At 62.8% G+C, this 20,293-nt stretch carries 16 protein-coding genes; 13 read left to right on the top strand and 3 right to left on the bottom strand.

The window, feature by feature from the left end:
* Window positions 1-289 precede the first annotated feature (289 nt).
* Window positions 290-1,828 carry a sigma-54-dependent transcriptional regulator gene (locus NKK50_RS07835; RefSeq protein WP_023686396.1) on the bottom strand — a complete coding sequence of 513 codons (1,539 nt, stop codon included), beginning with the start codon at window positions 1,826-1,828 and terminating at the stop codon, window positions 290-292.
* Between the two features lie 145 nt (window positions 1,829-1,973).
* On the opposite strand from NKK50_RS07835, the gene NKK50_RS07830 reads away from it, so the two are divergent.
* From NKK50_RS07830 to NKK50_RS07775, 12 genes are all read left to right on the top strand, one after another.
* The gene (locus tag NKK50_RS07830) at window positions 1,974-3,812 is read left to right on the top strand and encodes a M3 family oligoendopeptidase (protein WP_023833563.1); all 1,839 of its coding nucleotides are present in this window, start codon (window positions 1,974-1,976) and stop codon (window positions 3,810-3,812) included.
* Between the two features lie 414 nt (window positions 3,813-4,226).
* Window positions 4,227-4,943, top strand: a complete 717-nt coding sequence (locus NKK50_RS07825) for a helix-hairpin-helix domain-containing protein (RefSeq protein ID WP_023751323.1) — start codon at window positions 4,227-4,229, stop codon at window positions 4,941-4,943.
* Window positions 4,944-5,106: 163 nt separating this feature from the next.
* Window positions 5,107-6,252 (top strand): aminodeoxychorismate synthase component I, encoded by a 1,146-nt coding sequence (locus NKK50_RS07820; RefSeq protein ID WP_023833564.1) that lies wholly within the window; start codon window positions 5,107-5,109, stop codon window positions 6,250-6,252.
* Complete coding sequence (locus NKK50_RS07815) at window positions 6,201-6,863, top strand: aminotransferase class IV family protein (RefSeq protein WP_032888325.1); 663 nt, start codon at window positions 6,201-6,203, stop codon at window positions 6,861-6,863. The genes NKK50_RS07820 and NKK50_RS07815 overlap by 52 nt, the downstream gene beginning before the upstream one ends.
* Window positions 6,864-6,915: 52 nt before the next feature.
* Window positions 6,916-7,839 (top strand): heme-dependent oxidative N-demethylase family protein, encoded by a 924-nt coding sequence (locus NKK50_RS07810; RefSeq protein ID WP_023704010.1) that lies wholly within the window; start codon window positions 6,916-6,918, stop codon window positions 7,837-7,839.
* Between the two features lie 2 nt (window positions 7,840-7,841).
* Window positions 7,842-9,080, top strand: coding sequence for a hypothetical protein (locus NKK50_RS07805; protein ID WP_023833566.1), 1,239 nt, complete (start codon window positions 7,842-7,844; stop codon window positions 9,078-9,080).
* A gap of 126 nt (window positions 9,081-9,206) precedes the next feature.
* On the top strand, window positions 9,207-10,652 hold the full coding sequence (locus NKK50_RS07800) for a homospermidine synthase (protein ID WP_023691759.1): 1,446 nt from the start codon (window positions 9,207-9,209) through the stop codon (window positions 10,650-10,652).
* Between the two features lie 188 nt (window positions 10,653-10,840).
* Window positions 10,841-11,218, top strand: coding sequence for an Omp10 family outer membrane lipoprotein (locus NKK50_RS07795; protein WP_023671949.1), 378 nt, complete (start codon window positions 10,841-10,843; stop codon window positions 11,216-11,218).
* A 197-nt stretch (window positions 11,219-11,415) separates the two neighbouring features.
* Window positions 11,416-13,443 (top strand): 5'-nucleotidase C-terminal domain-containing protein, encoded by a 2,028-nt coding sequence (locus NKK50_RS07790; protein ID WP_352543248.1) that lies wholly within the window; start codon window positions 11,416-11,418, stop codon window positions 13,441-13,443.
* Window positions 13,444-13,599: 156 nt separating this feature from the next.
* Complete coding sequence (gene hemH / locus NKK50_RS07785; protein WP_023683248.1) at window positions 13,600-14,664, top strand: ferrochelatase; 1,065 nt, start codon at window positions 13,600-13,602, stop codon at window positions 14,662-14,664.
* Between the two features lie 158 nt (window positions 14,665-14,822).
* Complete coding sequence (locus NKK50_RS07780) at window positions 14,823-15,773, top strand: SPFH domain-containing protein (RefSeq protein WP_023695711.1); 951 nt, start codon at window positions 14,823-14,825, stop codon at window positions 15,771-15,773.
* A 37-nt stretch (window positions 15,774-15,810) separates the two neighbouring features.
* Entirely contained in the window at window positions 15,811-16,275 is a 465-nt protein-coding gene (locus NKK50_RS07775) for an NfeD family protein (RefSeq protein WP_352543247.1), read from the top strand.
* Between the two features lie 88 nt (window positions 16,276-16,363).
* On the opposite strand, the gene NKK50_RS07770 is transcribed toward NKK50_RS07775, so the two are convergent.
* Window positions 16,364-17,359, bottom strand: coding sequence for a KpsF/GutQ family sugar-phosphate isomerase (locus NKK50_RS07770; RefSeq protein WP_023686410.1), 996 nt, complete (start codon window positions 17,357-17,359; stop codon window positions 16,364-16,366).
* Window positions 17,360-17,509: 150 nt separating this feature from the next.
* On the opposite strand from NKK50_RS07770, the gene NKK50_RS07765 reads away from it, so the two are divergent.
* Window positions 17,510-19,294, top strand: a complete 1,785-nt coding sequence (locus NKK50_RS07765; protein WP_352543246.1) for an outer membrane beta-barrel protein — start codon at window positions 17,510-17,512, stop codon at window positions 19,292-19,294.
* On the opposite strand, the gene galU is transcribed toward NKK50_RS07765, so the two are convergent.
* Window positions 19,295-20,200, bottom strand: a complete 906-nt coding sequence (gene galU / locus NKK50_RS07760) for a UTP--glucose-1-phosphate uridylyltransferase GalU (RefSeq protein ID WP_023671956.1) — start codon at window positions 20,198-20,200, stop codon at window positions 19,295-19,297.
* Window positions 20,201-20,293 lie beyond the last annotated feature (93 nt).

Genomic DNA, 20,293 nt, shown 5'->3' with positions numbered 1-20,293 from the left:
TCTCACATCCGAATATCGATCCTAATGGTTAATCATCGCTTATTGAAGCCGAAATGCGGTAACACCGTGGCGATATCCCGTCAAAAATAATACACAGGATTTCTTGGTAAACTGCTGGTTTAGATCAAGATTCAGCCTTTTCCCGCTACACGATCTGTTACCGCTGGCCTTAATGCGTGAACAACGCTGTCCGCATCAGCCATATTCCCGCCCCAACCCTTATGCAGCGCCGGATGTGGCATGGCAAGCTGGTCCCGGCCTTGCGTTGGCAAGCTGTGGAATTCGGCGTTCAGGAGGCAAGGCGGTCGAGGCGGCCGGTTTCCGGGTCGATGCCGTATTCCTTGAGCTTGCGGTAGAGCGTCGAGCGGCCGATGCCGAGACGCCGTGCGACCTCGCTCATCTGGCCGTTGTAATGGTCGATGGCGAGCTTGATCATTTCGAGTTCGACATCGGCCAGCGCACGCACATTGCCACGCTCGTCCAGCGCCCTCAATGTGCCGAAACGCTGAAGCAACCTGGCCGGAGGGGCGAGCTCGGCAGCTGCAGTACCGGCATCATCAGTCTGCGCGCCATCGCCTTGCGATCCGGTGCTCAAGGCCATGCCGGGGTCCGACAAGGACGCATCGGCGTCGAGATTGACGGTGCCGTCGACCTGCGCCCGGATCTGCGGAAATTCGTCAGTCGTGAGCACATCGCCTTCGGCAAGCACCGAGGCCCTGAACACGGCGTTTTCCAGCTGCCTGATGTTTCCCGGCCAATCATAGGCCTGCAGCATGGCCAGTGCGGCATCCGAGATGCCGTGCAGGCGATTGCCCGCCGGCGCCACCTTGTCCATGAAATGCTTGACCAGATAGGGGATGTCGTCGCGGCGGTCGCGCAGCGGCGGCACGACGATCGGGTAAACGTTGAGCCGGTAGAACAGGTCCTCGCGAAACTTGCCGTCCTTGACCTGCTGCAGAAGGTTGCGGTGCGTGGCCGAGATCAGCCTGATGTCGACCCTGACGGTGGAACGGCCGCCGACCGGATCGACCTCGCCATCCTGCACGGCGCGCAACAGCTTGACCTGCACGTCGAGCGGCAGGTCGCCGATCTCATCCAGGAACAGGGTGCCCGAATGCGCCTCGACGAACTTGCCGGTGTGCTTTTCGGTGGCGCCGGTGAACGAACCTTTTTCGTGACCGAACAGGATCGATTCGACCAGATTGTCGGGGATGGCGCCGCAATTGACGGTGACGAACGGCTTTGTGCGGCGTTCGCCGCTGCCCTGGATGGCGCGCGCCACCAATTCCTTGCCGACGCCCGATTCGCCCTCGATCAGGATCGGGATGTTGGAGGCCGCAGCCTTCTGGCCGAGGCGGATAACCCGGTCCATCGCCGGGCTGTGCGTAATCATGTCCTTGAATGTCAGGTGGCCGCCGCGACGCCGCGACGTGCGCTTGACCTCGTCCTCGACGGCCTCGACCTTGAGCGCGTTGCCGATCGCGGTCTGCAGCCGGTCGGGAGACGCCGGCTTGACGACAAAATCGAAAGCGCCGTGGCGCATCGCCGAAACCACCGTTTCGATGCCGCCCTGCGCAGTCTGCACGATGACGGGAACAGTGATGCCGCGCTCGCGCATCGCCTTCAGCACGCCGATGCCGTCGAGGCCCGGCATGACAAGGTCGAGGATGACTGCCGAAATATCCCTCGCATTGGGTCCGTCAAGCGCGCTCAGACCGGCCTCGCCGCCATCGGCAACGATGGCGCTGTGGCCGAATTTCGTCACCGCCGCCTCGAGCAGCCGGCGCTGCACGGGATCGTCATCGACTATAAGAATGGAACCTGTCATGACTGATTTGAGTTGCCCGCCTGGGAAATTCCCATGGATCATCTTGGCACAGGGTTCTAAACAAGGTTTCAAAAAACCCGGTGAACGAATTCCTTAGGATTTGACCGGCTTGTCCTTTCCCCTTGATTCCAGAAGGTAATTGTTGATGAGCAGGATTCTCGATCGGCAGCTTGCGGCGGTAGCGTCCGGTCAAAGCGCGGCGGAACTCGGCGACCTGCCGGAATGGAATCTCGCCGATCTTTATTCCGGCATGGAGGCGCCCGAACTGAAGCGCGACCTTGCCAAGGCGGCGGCCGATGCCGTCGCCTTCGAGAACCGCTGGAAGGGCACGCTGGCTGCGGAGGCCGAGCGCGGCAGCGCCGGCAGGCTTGGCGAGGCGCTGACAGCCTATGAGGCGCTGGAGGAACTGATCGGCCGCATCGTCTCCTATGCCGGCCTGATCTATGCCGGCAACACCGCCGATCCGCAGCGCGCAAAGCTCTATGGCGACATCCAGGAGAAGATGACCGACGCCAGCGCGCATCTTTTGTTCTTCGCGCTGGAGCTGAACCTGATCGACGACAAGGCGCTCGAAGCAGCCCTCGCCGCCGACGCCGGCTTTGCCCATTACCGCCCCTGGGTGCTCGACCTCAGAATGGACAAGCCCTACCAGCTCGAGGACCGGGTCGAGCAGCTGTTCCATGAGAAATCGATCACCGGACGCGGTGCCTGGAACCGGCTGTTCGACGAGACGATGACCGATCTGCGCTTCGACATAGACGGCGAGGAACTGACGCTGGAGCCGGCGCTGAACCGCCTCCAGGACGCCGATGGGGAGGTCCGCCGCCGCGCCTCCGAAGCGCTGGCCGCAACCTTCCGCAAGAGCCTGCGCACCTTCACGCTGATCACCAACACGCTGGCCAAGGACAAGGAGATTTCCGACCGCTGGCGCGGCTTCGAGGACATCGCCGATTCACGCCATCTCGCCAACCGCGTCGAGCGCAGCGTGGTTGATGCGCTGGCGTCGGCCGTGCGCGAAGCCTATCCGCGCCTGTCTCATCGCTACTACGCGATGAAGGCGCGCTGGCTCGGCATGGAGGTGATGAACCACTGGGACCGCAACGCCCCCTTGCCCGAGACGCCGCAGGCCGTGATCCCTTGGGACGACGCCAGGAACACTGTGCTGTCGGCCTATCAGCGCTTTTCCCCCGACATGGCGGAGATCGCCCGCACCTTCTTCGACCGCAACTGGATCGACGCGCCGGTCAGGCCCGGCAAGTCGCCCGGCGCCTTCGCCCATCCGACCGTGCCTTCGGCGCACCCTTACGTGCTGCTCAACTACATGGGCAAGCCGCGCGATGTGATGACGCTGGCGCATGAGCTCGGCCACGGCGTGCATCAGGTGCTGGCCGGCGGCCAGGGCGCGCTGATGGCTTCGACGCCGCTGACTTTGGCCGAGACGGCCTCGGTGTTCGGCGAGATGCTGACCTTCCGTTCGCTGCTCGACCAGACCACCGACAAGCGCGAGCGCAAGGCGATGCTCGCCCAGAAGGTCGAGGACATGATCAACACGGTCGTGCGCCAGATCGCCTTCTACGAGTTCGAGCGCAAGGTGCATGCAGAGCGCAAGAACGGCGAACTGACCTCCGACAAGCTCGGCCAGTTCTGGCTCGAGGTGCAGGCCGAAAGCCTGGGGCCGGCGATCAAGCTGCGCGAGGGCTATGAGGTCTTCTGGACCTACATCCCGCACTTCGTCCACTCCCCCTTCTACGTCTACGCCTATGCCTTTGGCGACTGCCTGGTGAACTCGCTCTACGCGGTCTACCAGAACGCTGAGCATGGCTTCCAGGATAAGTATTTCGAGATGTTGCGCGCCGGCGGCACCAAGCATCACTCGGAGCTTCTCGCGCCCTTCGGCCTCGACGCCACCGACCCCGCCTTCTGGCAGATCGGGCTTGGCGTGATCGGCGGCCTGATCGACGAGTTGGAAGCGCTCGACAGTTAATGCGCGCACCCATTGGACCGATGGCGCAGAGTGGCAGGTTCAGCAGCGGCCTCGACTTTGCAGAATCGCAGAACAGTTTAGCCGGGATGCATGTGACGGCAGCGCTGTTCTTGTTCTAAATACCTGTTCTTGAATAACTCTCCGGCGAAATTTTCCGTTAGCTTTCCCGAAGCCGTATGATAGCTTTCCGACCGAAGCTCAGCCGGGCGCGCGGCTTAAGGCCGGACAGCATCCCGGCCCATGGCAGCGGTCTGACGAATGCGACAGCGACGGTTGGCAATGGGCGGCAAAGCCGAACGCCGACACTCGACGACAGACCGGCTGTTCCCTGAGCCGCCGAACCACATTGGATGATCCGATCTGCCAAGGTCATGACTTGGGACGGCGGCGGACGGATCCGACTGGAGAGAGACGATGACCTTCTTTTACATTGTCCTGGCGTTCCTTGTAGGTGTGTTGGTTGGCTGGTTTATCTGGGGCCGGCTGCGCGGCGAACTTGACAGCCTGCGCGGCGATCTCGACCGCACCCGCAGCGAGCGTGACAGACTGCGCGCCGACGCCGATCGCCTGACTGGCGAACTCGACGCCTGCGGCAAGACCCGCGCCGATCTCGAACGCCGGCTGCGTGAAACATCGGCTCCATCCGCCAAGCCTTCAAGTTCGGCGCCGGCCGCGCTGGTATCGACAGCGGCAAAGGCCAAGTCCGCCCCGGCCGCGAAACCGGCCCCCGCCAAACCCGCCGCGGCCAAACCAGCTGCGGCCAAATCCGCGGCCGCAAAACCAGCGGCCAGCAAACCTGCCGCCGCCAAGGCCGCGCCCAAAGCCGCTGCTTCAAAGCCCGCCGCCGTCCCGAAGAAGGCCGCCCCGGCAGCTGGGAAGGCCGATAATCTGCGCCGCCTGATCGGTATCGGCCCGGTCAACGACAAACTGCTCAAGGGCCTTGGCGTCACGACCTACGCGCAGATCGCCGGCTGGACCGCGGCCGACGTCAAGCGCATCGAGGACACGCTGAATTTCGACGGCCGCATCGCTCGCGAAAAGTGGGTCGAGCAGGCCAAGCTGCTTGCCGCCGGCGACGAAAAGGAGTTCGCACGCCAATTCCCGAGCGCCGGGACCGCCAACAACAGCTGATCCGTCATCGGCAACATAACCAGAAGGCGGCGCTCTCGGGCGCCGTCTTTGTTTTTGCATTCGCCACTGTCTTTGCGCCCTGCGACGCCGCTCCCTCGATTGCACGCCGCCCGGCCCCCATATAGAGCGGTTCTGGCGTCATCGACCGCAGTACCCGAGCCCCATGCCCCTGCCCTCTGCCATTTTCCGCAACGATGAAAGCGGCCGTCAGTTGGTCTTCGACCACCCGGCCGACATCATCATTGCCTATGATGCCAAGGATTTTCTGCCGGCGCTGGCGGCTGCGCAGGCGGCGAGCGATGCCGGCAAATGGCTGGCCGGCTATTTCTCCTACGAAGCGGGCTATCTGCTCGAACCGAAACTCGTGCCGCTGCTGCCTGAAGGCCGGCGCGCGCCATTGGTTTGTCTGGGTGTCTTCGATGCTCCGGCCGAAGAGGCCGTGCCGCGCAACGATGCGCCGGCCACCAATGGCCCCATCTTCGACGCCAGGGCCAGTTGGTCCGCTCAGGACTACGCCAAACGCTTCGCGCGCCTTCACGACCACATCCGCAAGGGCGACTGCTACCAAGGCAACCTGACCTTTCCGGTCCGTGCCCAATGGTCGGGCGATCCGGTTGCTGCCTTCGACGCACTGACAGGACGCCAGCCGGTCAAGTATGGCGCACTGATTTCGCTCGGCGATCCCATCGTCTTGTCGCGTTCGCCCGAGCTGTTCTTCGAGATCAATGCCGAAGGCATGATCGAAACCCATCCGATGAAGGGTACCGCACCGCGCGGCGCGACCAAGGCCGAGGACGCGCGGTTGAAGTCCTTCTTGCGCAGCGACGAAAAGAACCAGGCCGAGAACCGGATGATCGTCGATCTCCTGCGCAACGACATCTCCCTGATCAGCGAGATCGGCACGCTCGAAGTGCCGGAACTGTTCCGCATCGAGAGCTACCCGACCGTCCATCAGATGGTGAGCCGTGTGCGGGCGAAGCTTCTGCCTGATCTCGGCATCCGCCAAATCTTTGGCGCGCTGTTTCCCTGTGGCTCGATTACCGGCGCACCGAAAATCCGCGCCATGGAAATCCTGCACGAGCTGGAAGAGACACCGCGCGACGTCTATTGCGGCGCCATCGGCTGGATCGCGCCTGGCGGCATGATGCGCTTTTCGGTGGCGATCCGCACCATATCGCTCTTTTCCAGTGGCGAGGCCGTTTACAATGTCGGCGGCGGCGTCGTCTTCGATTCGACGGCGCAAGAGGAGTATCAGGAGTGTCTGCTGAAGGCGCGCTTCGCGACGGGGACACCGCCGATTTCGAGCTGATCGAGACCATGCGCTGGGAGCCCGGCCAGGGCTTTCTGCGCTTCGAACGCCATCTCGCGCGCCTTTACGGCTCGGCGGAAGAACTCGGCTTTGCCTGCGATCCGCAGCTAATCGGCGAGGTGCTGGCGAATACTATCGGGGCGCAGCAGACGGCGCTGCGCACCCGGCTCGCCCTGCAGCGCAATGGCGAAGTGACCGCCTCGGTCCAGCCCTATGAGCCGTTCGCCGCCGACAAGGTCTGGCGGCTGCGACTGGCGCGGGTCCGGCTCTCTTCCTCGGACGCGCTGCTGCGCCACAAGACCAGCCGGCGACAGATCTACACCCACGCCCGCTCCGAATATCTGATCACCCAGGCCGACGAAGTGTTGCTCGCAAATGAGCGCAGCGAAATCTGCGAAGGCACCATCACCAACGTCTTCGCCGATTTCGGTGATGGCATGCTGATGACACCCAGGCTCGACTGCGGCCTGCTGCCTGGCGTATTGCGCGCCGAGCTGCTGGACGAAGGCCGCGCCCAGGAGGCGATCTACAGCTATGACGAGTTGAAATCCGCCAAAACACTGTTCGTCGGCAATTCTCTGCGCGGCTTGATCCCGGCAACATTGGCCTGATACGAAGCGGCTGCGAGAATAACCGCCGGCATTGGACACTTTCTAGCGAAGCATGAATTCTCGTCAGCCCACGCACACGCCCTATGATGGCTCCTCAAAGCTCTTCACCATCGGGCTGAAGCCGCTCGAACTCGACAAGTGGATCGAGGTCGACCGGTATCTCTTCGACCATCTCGCCGAAAAGCGCCGGCTGTATGCCGAAATCCCCGACAAGGTGTTTGTCGAGGAAGACGGCACGCGCGACGCCCAGCGCGAAGTGCGCGGCCTCATCGAAGCACATCTGCTGTCGACATTTCCCGGGATGTACCGGCGCACCAATGCCGGGGTTGAGGTCATTGGCGCCAAAGCCGACTCTGACGCCACCTTCCCCGATGCCCCGCTGGTCGCAGCGTCGCTGCTCGTCCAGGAAGACCTGATCCTGATGCGCCGTGACGACACGGGCTGGCGACTCGCCGCCGGCTCGCTGTGCTTCCCGTCATCCTGGTCGCTGGTCGAGAAATTCGGCCGGCCGCTGCAGCAGATCCACGCACCGGTGCCCGGCTTCGGTCCGGGCACCAGGCCGGCCGAGCTCATCAACCGCATGTTCGACGGCCTGCAGGGTCAGGCTGTCGAACGCTTCAACTGGTCGATCCAGGCCGGCGACGCGCTCTATCATCCGCTCTCCAATGTCGAGCGCATCGACCGCGCCACCAGGCGCCCCTCGCGATTTCCCGACGGCGACGTCAACACCCATGCCTTCATCCGCGTGGAGCGCCAGACGCTGCGCAAACTGCCTCTGTCGCGCGACATCCTGTTCACCATCCGCATCCATCTCGACCCGCTGAAAGTGCTGGCGCGGCATCCCGACCGGGCAACGCTTGCCGCCTCTTTCGCGGCGCAATTGCAGGCGCTGGATGAGGCTCAACTCGACTACAAGGGGATGACATCAGACCGTGACCGGCTGGTGCAACGCCTGCAAACCATGGCTAAGGAGTGACGATGATCCGACATGTTCTGAAGCTAGCCGTCCTGCTCGGTGCATTCCTGGCGTTGCCGGCAACAGCGCATGCGGAACCGGTGACCTATGCGGGGAAGCTCGGCAACATCGACATCGTCGTCGAGTTTACCGGTGATCCGGCGACGGCTGGAGAGGCACTGGCGGCGCGCTATTTCTACCGCTCCAAGGGCGTCGATATTCCTCTGCAGGCGAAGTCGAGCAAGGGCGCCACCTTTCAATTGGCCGAGGAAGAAGCCTGCGATGCCAAGAAGTGCGGCGACGGCCAGGCTCCACCCATCGGCGCCGTCTGGCGGTTGAGTTCCGCCGACAAGGGCAAGACGCTGGAAGGCACCTGGACGGCCAAGAAGACCCTGCCGCTGAAGCTGACAAGGATCGCCAGCCGTGCCCAGACGGAGACGCCGGCGACGACGCCACGCGATCTCTATGATTTCACCGACATGACATTCTCGGGCGACGATGCGCCGATCACCATGGCGGCATCGCCCTACGACTATCTCAAGCTGGATTTCGCGCCCGAGGCAGACGCCAAGGAAGGTTGGCCGGATGCAGCCTACAGCTATGTCACCGATCCGCGCACCAAATTCGCCAGGCCGCGCATCGTCGATCTCGCCGGCGGCGCGCCGATCGAAGCCGCCAATGCCTTGCTGCAGAACCGCCATTGGCATGACAGCCTCAGCGCCTTGACGTGCGCGGCGCTGCAATACGCCGGCTTCCACGATGGACCACCGATGGAGGGCATGGATGACGATTCGCTTGGCGGCTATGAAGACTCGACGTTCAAAGTTACGTCATTGACGCCGAAGCTGATGAGTTGGTCCGAATCCGGCAGCCTCTATTGCGGCGGTGCGCATCCGAACAACTATTCCGACGCCTATGTCATGGACGTGCGCCGTGGCGCCTTGCTTACCCTTCAGGACATGTTTTCCGATACGGTCGACGGCAAGCCAGGCCCCTCGCTGGCCACCTTCGTCAAAGAGAAGCGCAAGAAGCCCAGCGACCAGACCGAGGTGGATTACGAGGCCGAATGCGGCATCGACGATTTGATCGGCGACTATCTCGGCGCCAGCCTGAAGCGCGATGGCGACAGGCAGGTTCTGGTCTTCGGCCTGCAAGGTTTGCCCAACGTCATCCAGGCTTGCGGCGGCGATCTCGTTGAAATGCCGGTCTCCGAAGCACAAGCGCTGTTCACACCGGAATTCGCGAAACTGCTCGAACCGTAGGCGTATCTGCACGGCCGGGAACTAACCTTATCCCTGCTTTTCGCTTTATTGTGACAATGATCTATGGTTTGTCGCGCGGCGGTCGAACGGCCGTTTGGCGCGTTGCTTGAAGGAGTGCTCGATAAAATGGCGAATGAAAACTGGCCCGTTTACGGTGAAATCACCGGCCCTGTCGTGATGATCGGCTTTGGTTCGATCGGACGGGGAACGCTGCCTCTGATCGAGCGCCATTTCAAATTCGACAAGTCGCGCATGACGGTCATCGACCCGCTCGACACCGACCGCAAGCTGCTCGACGAGCGCGGCATCGCCTTCGTCCAGGAGCACGTGACCGAGAAGAACTACAAGAAACTGTTGACGCCGCTTTTGACCAATGGCGGCGGCCAGGGCTTTTGCATCAATCTGTCGGTCGATACCGGCTCGGTCGACCTGATGCGGCTCTGCCGCAAGCTCGGCGTGCTCTACATCGACACCGTCGTCGAGCCGTGGCTCGGCTTCTATTTCGACGCCAAGGCCGACAATGCCAGCCGCACCAACTACGCGCTGCGCGAAGCCTTGATCAAGGAGAAGCACGACAAGCCCGGCGGCGCTACCGCGGTTTCGACCTGTGGCGCCAATCCGGGCATGGTCTCGTGGTTCGTCAAGCAGGCGCTGCTGAACCTTGCCGGCGACCTCGGCCTCGAGTTTTCCGAACCCGCGCAGGACGACCGTGACGGCTGGGCGAAGCTGATGAAGAAGGCCGGCGTCAAGGGCATCCACATCGCCGAGCGCGACACCCAGCGCACCAAGAAGCCGAAGCCGATGAACGTGTTCTGGAACACCTGGTCGGTCGAAGGTTTCATCTCGGAAGGGCTGCAGCCGGCCGAGCTCGGCTGGGGCACGCATGAGAGATGGATGCCGAAGAACGGCAAGGAGCACAAGCATGGCTCCAAGGCTGCGATCTATCTCGAACAGCCCGGCGCCAACACCCGCGTGCGCTCCTGGTGCCCGACGCCGGGCGCGCAATACGGTTTCCTGGTGACGCATAATGAGGCGATCTCGATCGCCGACTTCTTCACCGTGCGCGGTAAGAAGGGCAAGGTCCAATACCGCCCGACCTGCCACTATGCCTATCACCCCTGCAACGACGCCGTGTTGTCACTCCACGAAATGTTCGGCGCTGCCGGCAAGCCGCAGCCGGTCCACCATGTGCTCGACGAAAACGAGCTGGTCGACGGCGTCGACGAGCTTGGCGTGCTGCTCTACGGCCATGCCAAGAACGCCTACTGGTACGGTTCGCAGCTGTCGCTGGCCGAAGCCCGCAAGCTGGCGCCCTACCAGAACGCTACCGGCATGCAGGTCACCTCGGCCGTGCTCGCCGGCATGGTCTGGGCGCTGGAAAACCCGGAAGCCGGCATCGTCGAGGCCGACGAGATGGACTACAAGCGCTGCCTGGAAGTGCAGTCCCAGTATCTCGGACCGGTCAAGGGCTACTACACCGACTGGACGCCGCTCGATAACCGTCCGGGCCTGTTTCCCGAAGACCTCGACAAAAGCGACCCGTGGCAATTCCGCAACATCCTCGTTCGATAGCGGTTCCATACCCCTGCCTCACTGCCTTGCAATCGCCCGGAAATCGGGCGATTGAAGGGATGCGGACGAGAGCAGTGTGCATCCATTTGGACGCACGAGGGACGGCTCTGGAAACTTGAGGCCACGCACATCGTGTTCCCCAAAACGTCGTTTGACGATTGGGCCGATGCGTCAGGAGAGGATTTGATATGACGATTGCGCGCAAAATTCTTTCTGCGGGCGCGGCGGGCGTTCTTGCGACGATGCTTGCCGCCTGCACCACCGGCGGCTCCGACGGGCCACCGATCTCATCGCAGGCGCGAGGCGTCGAAGGCTCATGGCTGAACGCCGAAGGCAAGGCGGTCTCGACATTGAACGGCGGCGTCTTCACCACCGTTTCGGCGGAGACCGGTGAGAAATTCGCTGACGGCAGCTACACCAAGACCGGCGCCACCTCGGTCGAGATCAACGGAACCTCGCTTATCCGGCAGCAGCCAATCGCTTTCAACTGCCTGCTGGTGTCCATAAACCAGCTGAATTGCACCAGCTCCGCCGGGCAGAACTTCGTGCTGACCAGGCGCGGCTGAACCTTTCCCATGCGGCTTTGCGGATGGCGGCGCCGCGATGCCGCCGCCTCTTTTATGCCGGCAAACCGATGCCGGTTATCCGCCCTGATTCTTCTTGCATCGCCACAACCGCGATGTGAACATACCCGAAATGCTGGCTGTTATCCTGCAGTCGGGCAAGAGCGTTAAACGCCTTTGATCATATCCGGGAGACGAAGATGAAGAAGCTCGCCGCCATTGCCGCCCTCTCTGCCTCGACACTCGGCCTGTCGGCCGCACCATCCTTTGCCGACTACACGTTGAACATCCTGCATTTCAACGATTGGCACAGCCGCATCGAAGGCAACAACAAATACGAGTCGACCTGCTCGGCCGAGGAAGAGACCAAGGGTGAGTGCATCGGCGGCGCCGGCCGGCTGGTCACCGCGATCGCACAGGAGCGCAAGAAGCTCGAAGGCCAGAACGTGCTGCTGCTCAATGCCGGCGACAGCTTTCAGGGATCGCTGTTCTACATCACCTACAAGGGCACGGCGGAGGAGGAATTCCTCAATCAGATCAAGCCCGACGCGGTGACGCTCGGCAACCACGAATTCGACGATGGCGAGAGCGCGCTGGTGCCTTATCTCGACAAGGCGAAGTTCCCGATCGTCAGCGCCAATGTCGTGCCCAACGACAAGTCCGGCGCCGCAGGCAAGATCAAGCCGTCGATTGTGCTTGAGGTCGGCGGCCAGAAGATCGGCATTGTCGGCGCCGTGACCAACGACACGCCGGAACTCGCCTCTCCCGGCCCCAACATTACCATCGAGGACGACGTCAAGTCGATCACCGCCGAGGTCGAGAAGCTGAAGGCGCAAGGCGTCAACAAGATCATTGCCGTCACCCATATCGGCTACAGGCGCGAGCGCGATGTCATCGCCAAGATCCCGGGCATCGATGTGGTGGTCGGCGGCCACAGCCATTCGCTTTTGTCCAACACCGACCCGAAGGCTGAAGGCCCCTACCCGACGATGGTCGACAACCCCGACGGCTCCAAGGTGCCTGTGGTGCAGGCCGCGTCCTATTCGAAATATCTCGGCGAATTCAAGGTCGTGTTCGACGACAATGGCAACGTCAAGGAAGCCAGCGGCGACCCGATCTTCCTCGACAAGTCGATCACTCCCGATCCGGCCGTTCTTGCCCGCATCAAGGAGCTTGGCGCGCCGATCGAGGCGCTGAAGAACAAGGAAGTGGCCGAGACCACCGAGGCCATCGACGGCAGCCGCGAAAGCTGCCGCACCAAGGAATGCGCGATGGGCAACCTCGTCTCCGACGCCATCCTCGACCGCGTCAAGGGACAGGGCGTCGAGATCGTCGTCTCGAATGGCGGCGGCCTGCGTGCTTCGATCGACAAGGGCACCGTCACCATGGGCGAGGTGCTGACCGTGCTGCCGTTCCAGAACACGCTGGCGACCTTCCAGATTTCCGGCAAGGATCTGGTTGCCGGGCTGGAAAACGGCGTCAGCCAGTTCGAGGACGGCGGCGGCCGCTTCCCGCAGGTGGCAGGTCTCAAATACTCCTTCGACAAGTCGGTCGCGCCCAATGCCGGCCGAGTCAAGTCGGTCGAGGTGATGCAGAACGGTGCCTGGGCGCCGATCAATCCGGACAAGGACTATCTGGTCGCCACCAACAATTACGTCCGCCAGGGCGGCGACGGCTACAAGGTCTTCGCCGAGAAGGCCAAGAACGCCTATGATTACGGCCCGGGCCTCGAACAGGTGGTCGCCGACTATCTCGCCGCGCACCGGCCCTATACGCCCAAGCTCGACGGCCGCATCACCGAGGTTGCCGCAACCGTAGCGGCTGCCCCGGCCGCCGAGCCGGCAAAACCAGCCGAACCGGCACCTGCTCCAGCGGAACCGGCAAAACCGGCCGAGGCTGCACCGGCGGAGCCGGCGATGCCCGCATTGCCGGCAGGCTCCGGCGACATCACCACCACGCCGCCGACTGTCCCGGCGGAAACCGCCCCGGCAACGCCGGCTCCGGCCGAACCGGCAAAACCGGCCGAAGCCGCACCTGCTCCGGCAAAGCCGGCTGACGCCGCCCCGGCCGAAGCCAGCCATGTCATCGTCGCCGGCGATACCTATTGGGATCTCGCCAAAAAGGCCTACGGCGACGGCGCCAAGTGGAAGGTGATCTCCGAGGCCAACAAAGGCTACGAACCACGCCGGCTTCCTGTCGGCGCGACCTTGACCATTCCGGCGAAGTAACCTCGCTTCGCACTTGCGACCAGCAAAACGCGTCCGGGTAACCGGACGGGTTTTTGGCTTTCAAGGTAAGGTGCGGCCAGACGCAGCATTGAAAACTCGCGCCGCATCGCTAGTTTCGCCCGACATCGTCGGTTTTCGCGGTGTCGGGAGACCTTCATGACGCTTTCCACGCCTGTCGACCCCAAAGCCGCGAAAGCGCTCGACCCGCTACCGGCCGGACATCCGCCGGTAAAGGCAGGCAAGATCGGCGTCATGCTGGTCAATCTCGGCACGCCGGACGGCACCGATTTCAAGCCGATGTGGCGCTATCTCCGCGAATTCCTGTCCGATCCGCGGGTCATCGAGCTCAACAAGGCGATCTGGTATCCGATCCTCTACGGCTTGGTGCTGACCACGAGACCGAACAAGTCCGGCGCCAATTACGCCAGGATATGGAACCGCGAGAGGAACGAGTCGCCGCTGCGCACCTACACCCGGGCGCAGGGCGAAAAGCTGGCCGCAGCGCTCATCGACCTACCCGATGTCGTGGTCGACTGGGCGATGCGCTACGGCAACCCCTCGACCGCGAGCGTCGCGCAAAGGCTGGTCGAGCAAGGCTGCGACCGCATCCTGTCGTTCCCACTCTACCCGCAATACTCCGCGACCACCACCGCGACCGCCAACGACCAGCTGTTTCGCGCCTTGATGAAGATGCGCCGCGCGCCTGCCGTGCGCAGTGTTCCGCCCTACTATGACGAGCCGGTCTACATCGAGGCGCTCGCCCATTCGATCGAACGGCATCTGGCAACGCTAGACTTCGAGCCCGAGGTGGTCATCACCTCCTATCACGGCATCCCGAAGCCCTATTTCGAGAAGGGCGATCCCTATCACTGCCACTGCCAGAAGACGACACGGCTGTTGCGTGAACGACTGGGGTGGGATGAAAAGAAGCTGATCATCACCTTCCAGTCGCGCTTCGGCGCCCAGGAATGGCTGCAGCCCTACACCGACAAGACGGTCGAGAAACTGGCGAAGGACGGCGTGAAATCGATCGCCATCGTCAACCCAGGCTTTTCCGTCGACTGCATCGAGACGCTGGACGAAATCGGCCGCGAGGCGGCCGAGACCTTCCATCACGCCGGCGGCGAGAAATTCGCCCACATCCCGTGCCTCAACGACAGTGCAGAAGGCATGGCGGTGATCGAGGCGATGGTGCGGCGCGAGCTGTCGGGCTGGGTCTGAGGCCGCCACGTTGCGGCGATCGATCGCCGCAGTTGCGCTATTCCATGCACCAATAATCAACGATCACCTGATTGTAACATTATTGAAACACACCTAAGTGTTTGGTGAAGTCGGTTGCATGGAATCAACGCCATGGCCGGCATCTGAGGGAGATTCAAATGGACTTCAGTGGTTTCGGTATTGCGATTGGTGCGCTTGCCTTTCTGGTATTGGTGCTTCTTATCAAAGGCATCCGGACAATCCCGCAAGGCTATAATTATACGGTGGAGCGCTTTGGTCGTTACACCAAAACACTAAGCCCCGGCCTCAACCTCATCGTGCCGTTCGTCGACCGAATCGGCGCCAAGATGAACATGATGGAGCAGGTGCTCGACGTTCCGAGCCAGGAAATCATCACGCGCGACAACGCCATTGTCGGCGTCGACGGCATCGCCTTCTACCAGATCCTCAATGCGGCGCAGGCCGCCTACCAGGTCGCCGGCCTGGAGAACGCCATTCTCAATTTGACGATGACCAACATCCGTACCGTCATGGGCTCGATGGACCTCGACGAATTGCTGTCGAACCGCGACGCCATCAACGAGCGCCTGCTGCGCGTCGTCGACGAAGCGGCGCATCCGTGGGGCATCAAGATCACCCGCGTCGAGATCAAGGACATCAATCCGCCGGCCAACCTCATCGAATCGATGGGTCGTCAGATGACGGCTGAACGTAACAAGCGTGCGCAGATCCTCGCCGCCGAAGGCCTCAAGCAGTCGCAGATCCTTGAGGCCGAAGGCCGCAAGGAAGCCGCCTTCCGCGACGCCGAGGCACGCGAACGCTCGGCCGAGGCCGAAGCGCGAGCCACCCAGGTTGTATCGGAAGCCATCTCCAAGGGCGACGTGCAGGCACTCAACTACTTCGTGGCGCTCAAATACACCGAAGCGATGGGCAAGATCGGTACCGCCAACAACAGCAAGGTCGTGCTGATGCCGATGGAAGCCTCGGCGCTGATCGGCACGCTCGGCGGCATAAGCGAGATCGCCAGGGAGGTGTTCCGCAGCGAAGGCACCGCCGGCGCCGCCAGGCAGGCCGCCCGCCCTCCGGTGGTTCGCCCAGGCGAGAATTGAGGCTAGCTGAGAACTGAGATCATAGGAGCGCACTCCCATGTTCGACCGCATCATTTCCGAACTTGGTCCGTGGAACTGGATGGTTCTGGGCTTCGTCCTCCTGGTGATGGAGGTCATCGCGCCAGGAATATTCATGCTGTGGATCGGCATCGCCGCATTGGTGATCGGTGCGATTTCCCTGCTCGTCTGGGACGCAAGCTTCTGGGCCTGGGAAGTCCAGGTCCTCGCCTTCCTGGCCCTGTCGCTGGTCTCGGCCTTTGCCGGAAAGAAGCTGGTTGGTGGGCGTAATACCCCTAGCGACCAGCCGCTGCTCAACCGGCGCGGCGCGCAGTTGGTCGGCAGGATGGCAACGCTGGCCGAGCCGATCAAGGACGGTCGCGGCCGCATCAAACTCGGCGACACGCTGTGGCGCGTCTCCGGTCCCGACCTGCCGGCCGGCACGCAGGTGCGCGTCGTCAGTTCGGCCGACACCGATCTGGAACTGACCGTCGAGGCAGTTTGACATTTCGAAAGCGCATGGCGCTTTCGATCCGGAAAAATCAGGCCGCGTCGCCTAGGGCTTCCCGAACGCGACGCGTCCTTTGATTTTTTCAGGCGGCGCCGATGCGCAGCAGGTCGTGCAGATGAACCAGTCCCACGAGCCGCCTGCCTTCGACCACCATCAGGCTCGTAATGGCCGAATTGTTGATAATCTGCAGCGCCGTCGCCACCAGCGTGTCCGGTGTGGCCGTCTTCGGCTTTTTCGTCATCACCTGATCGACGCTCATTTCCATGAGATTGCTGCCGATGTGACGCCTGATGTCGCCATCGGTGATGATGCCCACCAACGCGCCATCCGCCGTCGCGATCGCCACGCAGCCGAAGCCCTTGTTCGACAATTCGAGGATCGCCTCGCGCATGCCCGTGCCGGAAGACACCAGCGGCAGCCTGTCGCCGACATGCATGATCTCGTGGATCTGCGTGAGGTTGGCGCCGAGCTGGCCGCCGGGGTGGAACGTGCGGAAATGGTCGGGCGTGAAGCCGCGCGCTTCGAGCAGCGCTATGGCCAGCGCATCGCCGACCACCAGTTGCAGCAGGGTCGATGTCGTCGGCGCCAGACCGTGCGGGCAGGCTTCCGGCGCGGACGGCAGGAGCACCACCACGTCGGCCGCGCGCGCCAGCGCCGAGGCCGCGCCCGCGGTAATCGCAATCAGCGGGATCGAGAAGCGCCTGGAATAGGCGACGATGCCCATCAACTCTTTGCTCTCGCCGGACCATGACATGGCAATGATGGCATCGTCTCTGGCGATCATGCCAAGGTCGCCATGATTGGCCTCCGCCGGATGGACGAAGAAGGCAGGCGTGCCGGTCGAAGCCAGACTGGCCGCGATCTTAGTGCCGATATGGCCGCTTTTGCCGACGCCGGTGACTATGACGCGGCCATTGATGCGCGACACCATGTCGACGGCGCGGGCGAAAGGTTCGGCCAGTTCGTTCTCCAGCGCGGCGGCCAATGCCGCCACGCCGGCCTGTTCCGTGGCTACCGTTCTCAGCGCCGAGGCGACCGAAGCCTCCAAAGGCTTCTTTTCTGGGGATCCCGCATGCATGGCTGATGCGATTAGCGCTTTGCCGTTCGCCTGTCCAACAGAATTGCCGTCCAGCCATGTCCGACAGGCACCCCTTCAACCCTCCGTTAACCATCCCCGTTTACGGTTCGGTAAGTATGGCGCGCTTGCGCCGCGCAAGCAGTGGTGACGATGTCGCGGGCCCAACCTCAAGAGAAAAAAGGTCGAACGGGCAGAGCGTTTTGCGCTCTGCTTCTGGCGACGAGCGTGCTCGCTTTGCTGCGGCCAACTGCGCTTCATGCCCAGGAGACCGAGCTGCGCGGCGAAGTTTCGGAATCGGCGATCCTGTCCGACCAGCAGCGCCGGGCCAGGCAATTGAGCAAGGCCAACACGCAGGTCAAGCCCGCCCCTGCCGACACCGCCCCCACGGGAAACACGCCAACCGCTTATGTGCCGGCCAGCGATGGCGCCTTGCCTGACGACACCGACCCGTCACAGGCCGGCGCAAACAGCATTTTCGACCCGCCGGCGACCATCGACGATTCGTTCGCCGACAAGCCGCCAACCGTCCAGCCACGCCGGCCATCGACGGCAAAGCAACGCGCCGCCGCGGATGCAGACAAGGCCAAGGACAAAACCAAGGCTGCCGACAAGAAGAAGCCTGGCAAAGCCACGGACCAGACCACCACCGGAACGACTCCGGACGGCACTGCGGCAGGCGACGCCGATCAGGACACAGCGAACCGCCGTGTCCTCACCGTCGGCGGTGTCGACCGACGAAAGCTCGACCCCGGCGCCGAGCGCACCGGCGCCATCGAGGGCCAGAAGAAGAAGCTCGAGGACGACCCGTACGCGGCAACCGGCATCAAGCTCGGCTCGTTCCTGCTGCGGCCGACGCTCGAGCAGGGCGTTGCCGTCACGTCGAACGCCGATTCCAGCGCTGGCGGCAAGTCGGCGGTGCTGTCCGAAACGGCGCTGCGTTTCTCCGCCGCCTCCGATTGGCGCGAGAATTCGGCGGTCATCGACGGCTACGGCAATTTCCGCAACACCATTTCGGGCCAGAAGATCAATGAGGCACGCGGCCGTATCCAAGGCACGTACAATGTCGACCTCGACAATGAACTGCGCGCCATCGCCAAGCTCGGCTACGAGATTGCGCCGGAATCGGCCTCCGCGCCCGACGCCATTGCCGGCGTCACCTCGCAGCCGATCCGCCAGACTGTCGACGGCAGCCTCGCCGTCGAGAAGGATGTCGGCAAGCTGCGCTTTGCGCTGACCGGCGCCGTCTCTCACGACATCTATGGCGATGCCGAACTTACCGATGGCACCTCGCTGTCGCAGAAGGACCAGGACAACACGCTCTACACTGCAACGTTGCGGACCGGCTATGAAATTTCCCCGGCTCTGACGCCCTTTGCTGAGATTGAGCTCGGCCGCCGGGTATATGACCAACGGATCGACAACAAGGGCTTCGAGCGCTCTTCGACCCGGCTTGGCGCGCGCGCCGGTATCGAAGTCGACATGGGCGAGAAGCTCAAGGGTGAGTTCTCGGCCGGCTGGCTGAGGGAGGCGATCGACGACAAGAACCTGGAGGCGATTTCGGGAGCCACCATCAATGCCGACCTCAAATGGTCGCCCGAGCGCGGTACCATCATCGGCCTCACCGGGCGAACCACGGTCGAAGGCACAACGAATGCCGGTGAGAGCGGCGACATCCTCTATTCCGGCCGCCTCACCGGCGAGCGGCAGATCCGCGCCGACCTGACCGGCAACGCAGCCCTTGGGCTCGACTGGCGCAATTACACCGGCTCCGACGGCCATGACATGACGCTGAGTGCAGAGGCCGGGCTGACCTGGTGGCTGAACCGCTATGTCGGCCTCACCAGCCGCGCCCGCACCGAAAAGCTGACCAGCAATCTGCCCGGGCGCAACTACACCGCCAACAGCATCTATTTGGGGCTGAAGCTGCAGCGGTAGCTAAAAAGCAGCGCCGCGACGCTCGGACGGCTTCATCTCATCGAGCAGCGTGCGGATGACGCCGGCCATGTTCTCGTTCATGTCGCTGCGCCACAGCGCGAAGGCGACATTGGCCTCGACGAAGCCTTCCGGCGAGCCGCAATCGAAGGTGCGGCCCTGAAAGTGGTAGCCAAAGAAGGGCTGCTGCTTTTCCAGCTTCAGCATCGCGTCGGTGAGCTGGATCTCGTTGCCGGCGCCCTTTTCCTGGCTTTCGAGGATCTTGAAAATCTCGGGCTGCAGGATGTAGCGGCCGTTGATGTAGAGATTGGACGGTGCGGTGCCGGTCTTCGGCTTTTCGACCATCTCGGTGATGCGGAAGCCGTGATGCGTGTCCTCGCCGCGGCCGACAATGCCATATTTGTGGGTCTCGGCCGGATCGCATTCCTGCACGGCGATGATGTTGTTGCCCGTCTCCTCGTAGAGCTCGACCATGGCCTTCGTGCAGCTCTTCTCCGACTGCATGATCATGTCGGGCAGCAACAGCGCGAAGGGTTCGTCGCCGACCAGTTCGCGGGCGCACCAGACGGCGTGGCCGAGCCCCATCGGCACCTGCTGGCGGGTGAACGAGGTCTGCCCCGGCGCCGGCTGCAGCCGCTGCAAGCGGGCCAGCTGATCGTCCTTGCCGCGCTGTGCCAGCGTATCATAGAGCTCGAACTGGATATCGAAATGGTCTTCTATGACCGCCTTGTTGCGGCCGGTGACGAAGATGAAATGTTCGATGCCGGCCTCGCGCGCCTCATCGACGACATACTGGATGACCGGCCGGTCGACGACGGTCAGCATCTCCTTGGGAATGGCCTTGGTGGCCGGGAGAAACCGTGTGCCGAGACCGGCGACCGGGAAAACTGCCTTGCGAACTCGCTTCATGCGTCAATTATCCGTTTGAGGGCGTGCCCGGCAATCCCGCCTCGCGACATTTTCGCGCCGGAATTGTGGATTATCGGGCCATTGAGGGAACAT

The organism is Mesorhizobium sp. M0001 (genome assembly GCF_040324255.1).
In the GTDB taxonomy this organism is placed as follows: domain Bacteria; phylum Pseudomonadota; class Alphaproteobacteria; order Rhizobiales; family Rhizobiaceae; genus Mesorhizobium.
Note: the sequence above shows the minus strand (reverse complement) of the source record. Positions and strands in the feature narration are given on the sequence as shown.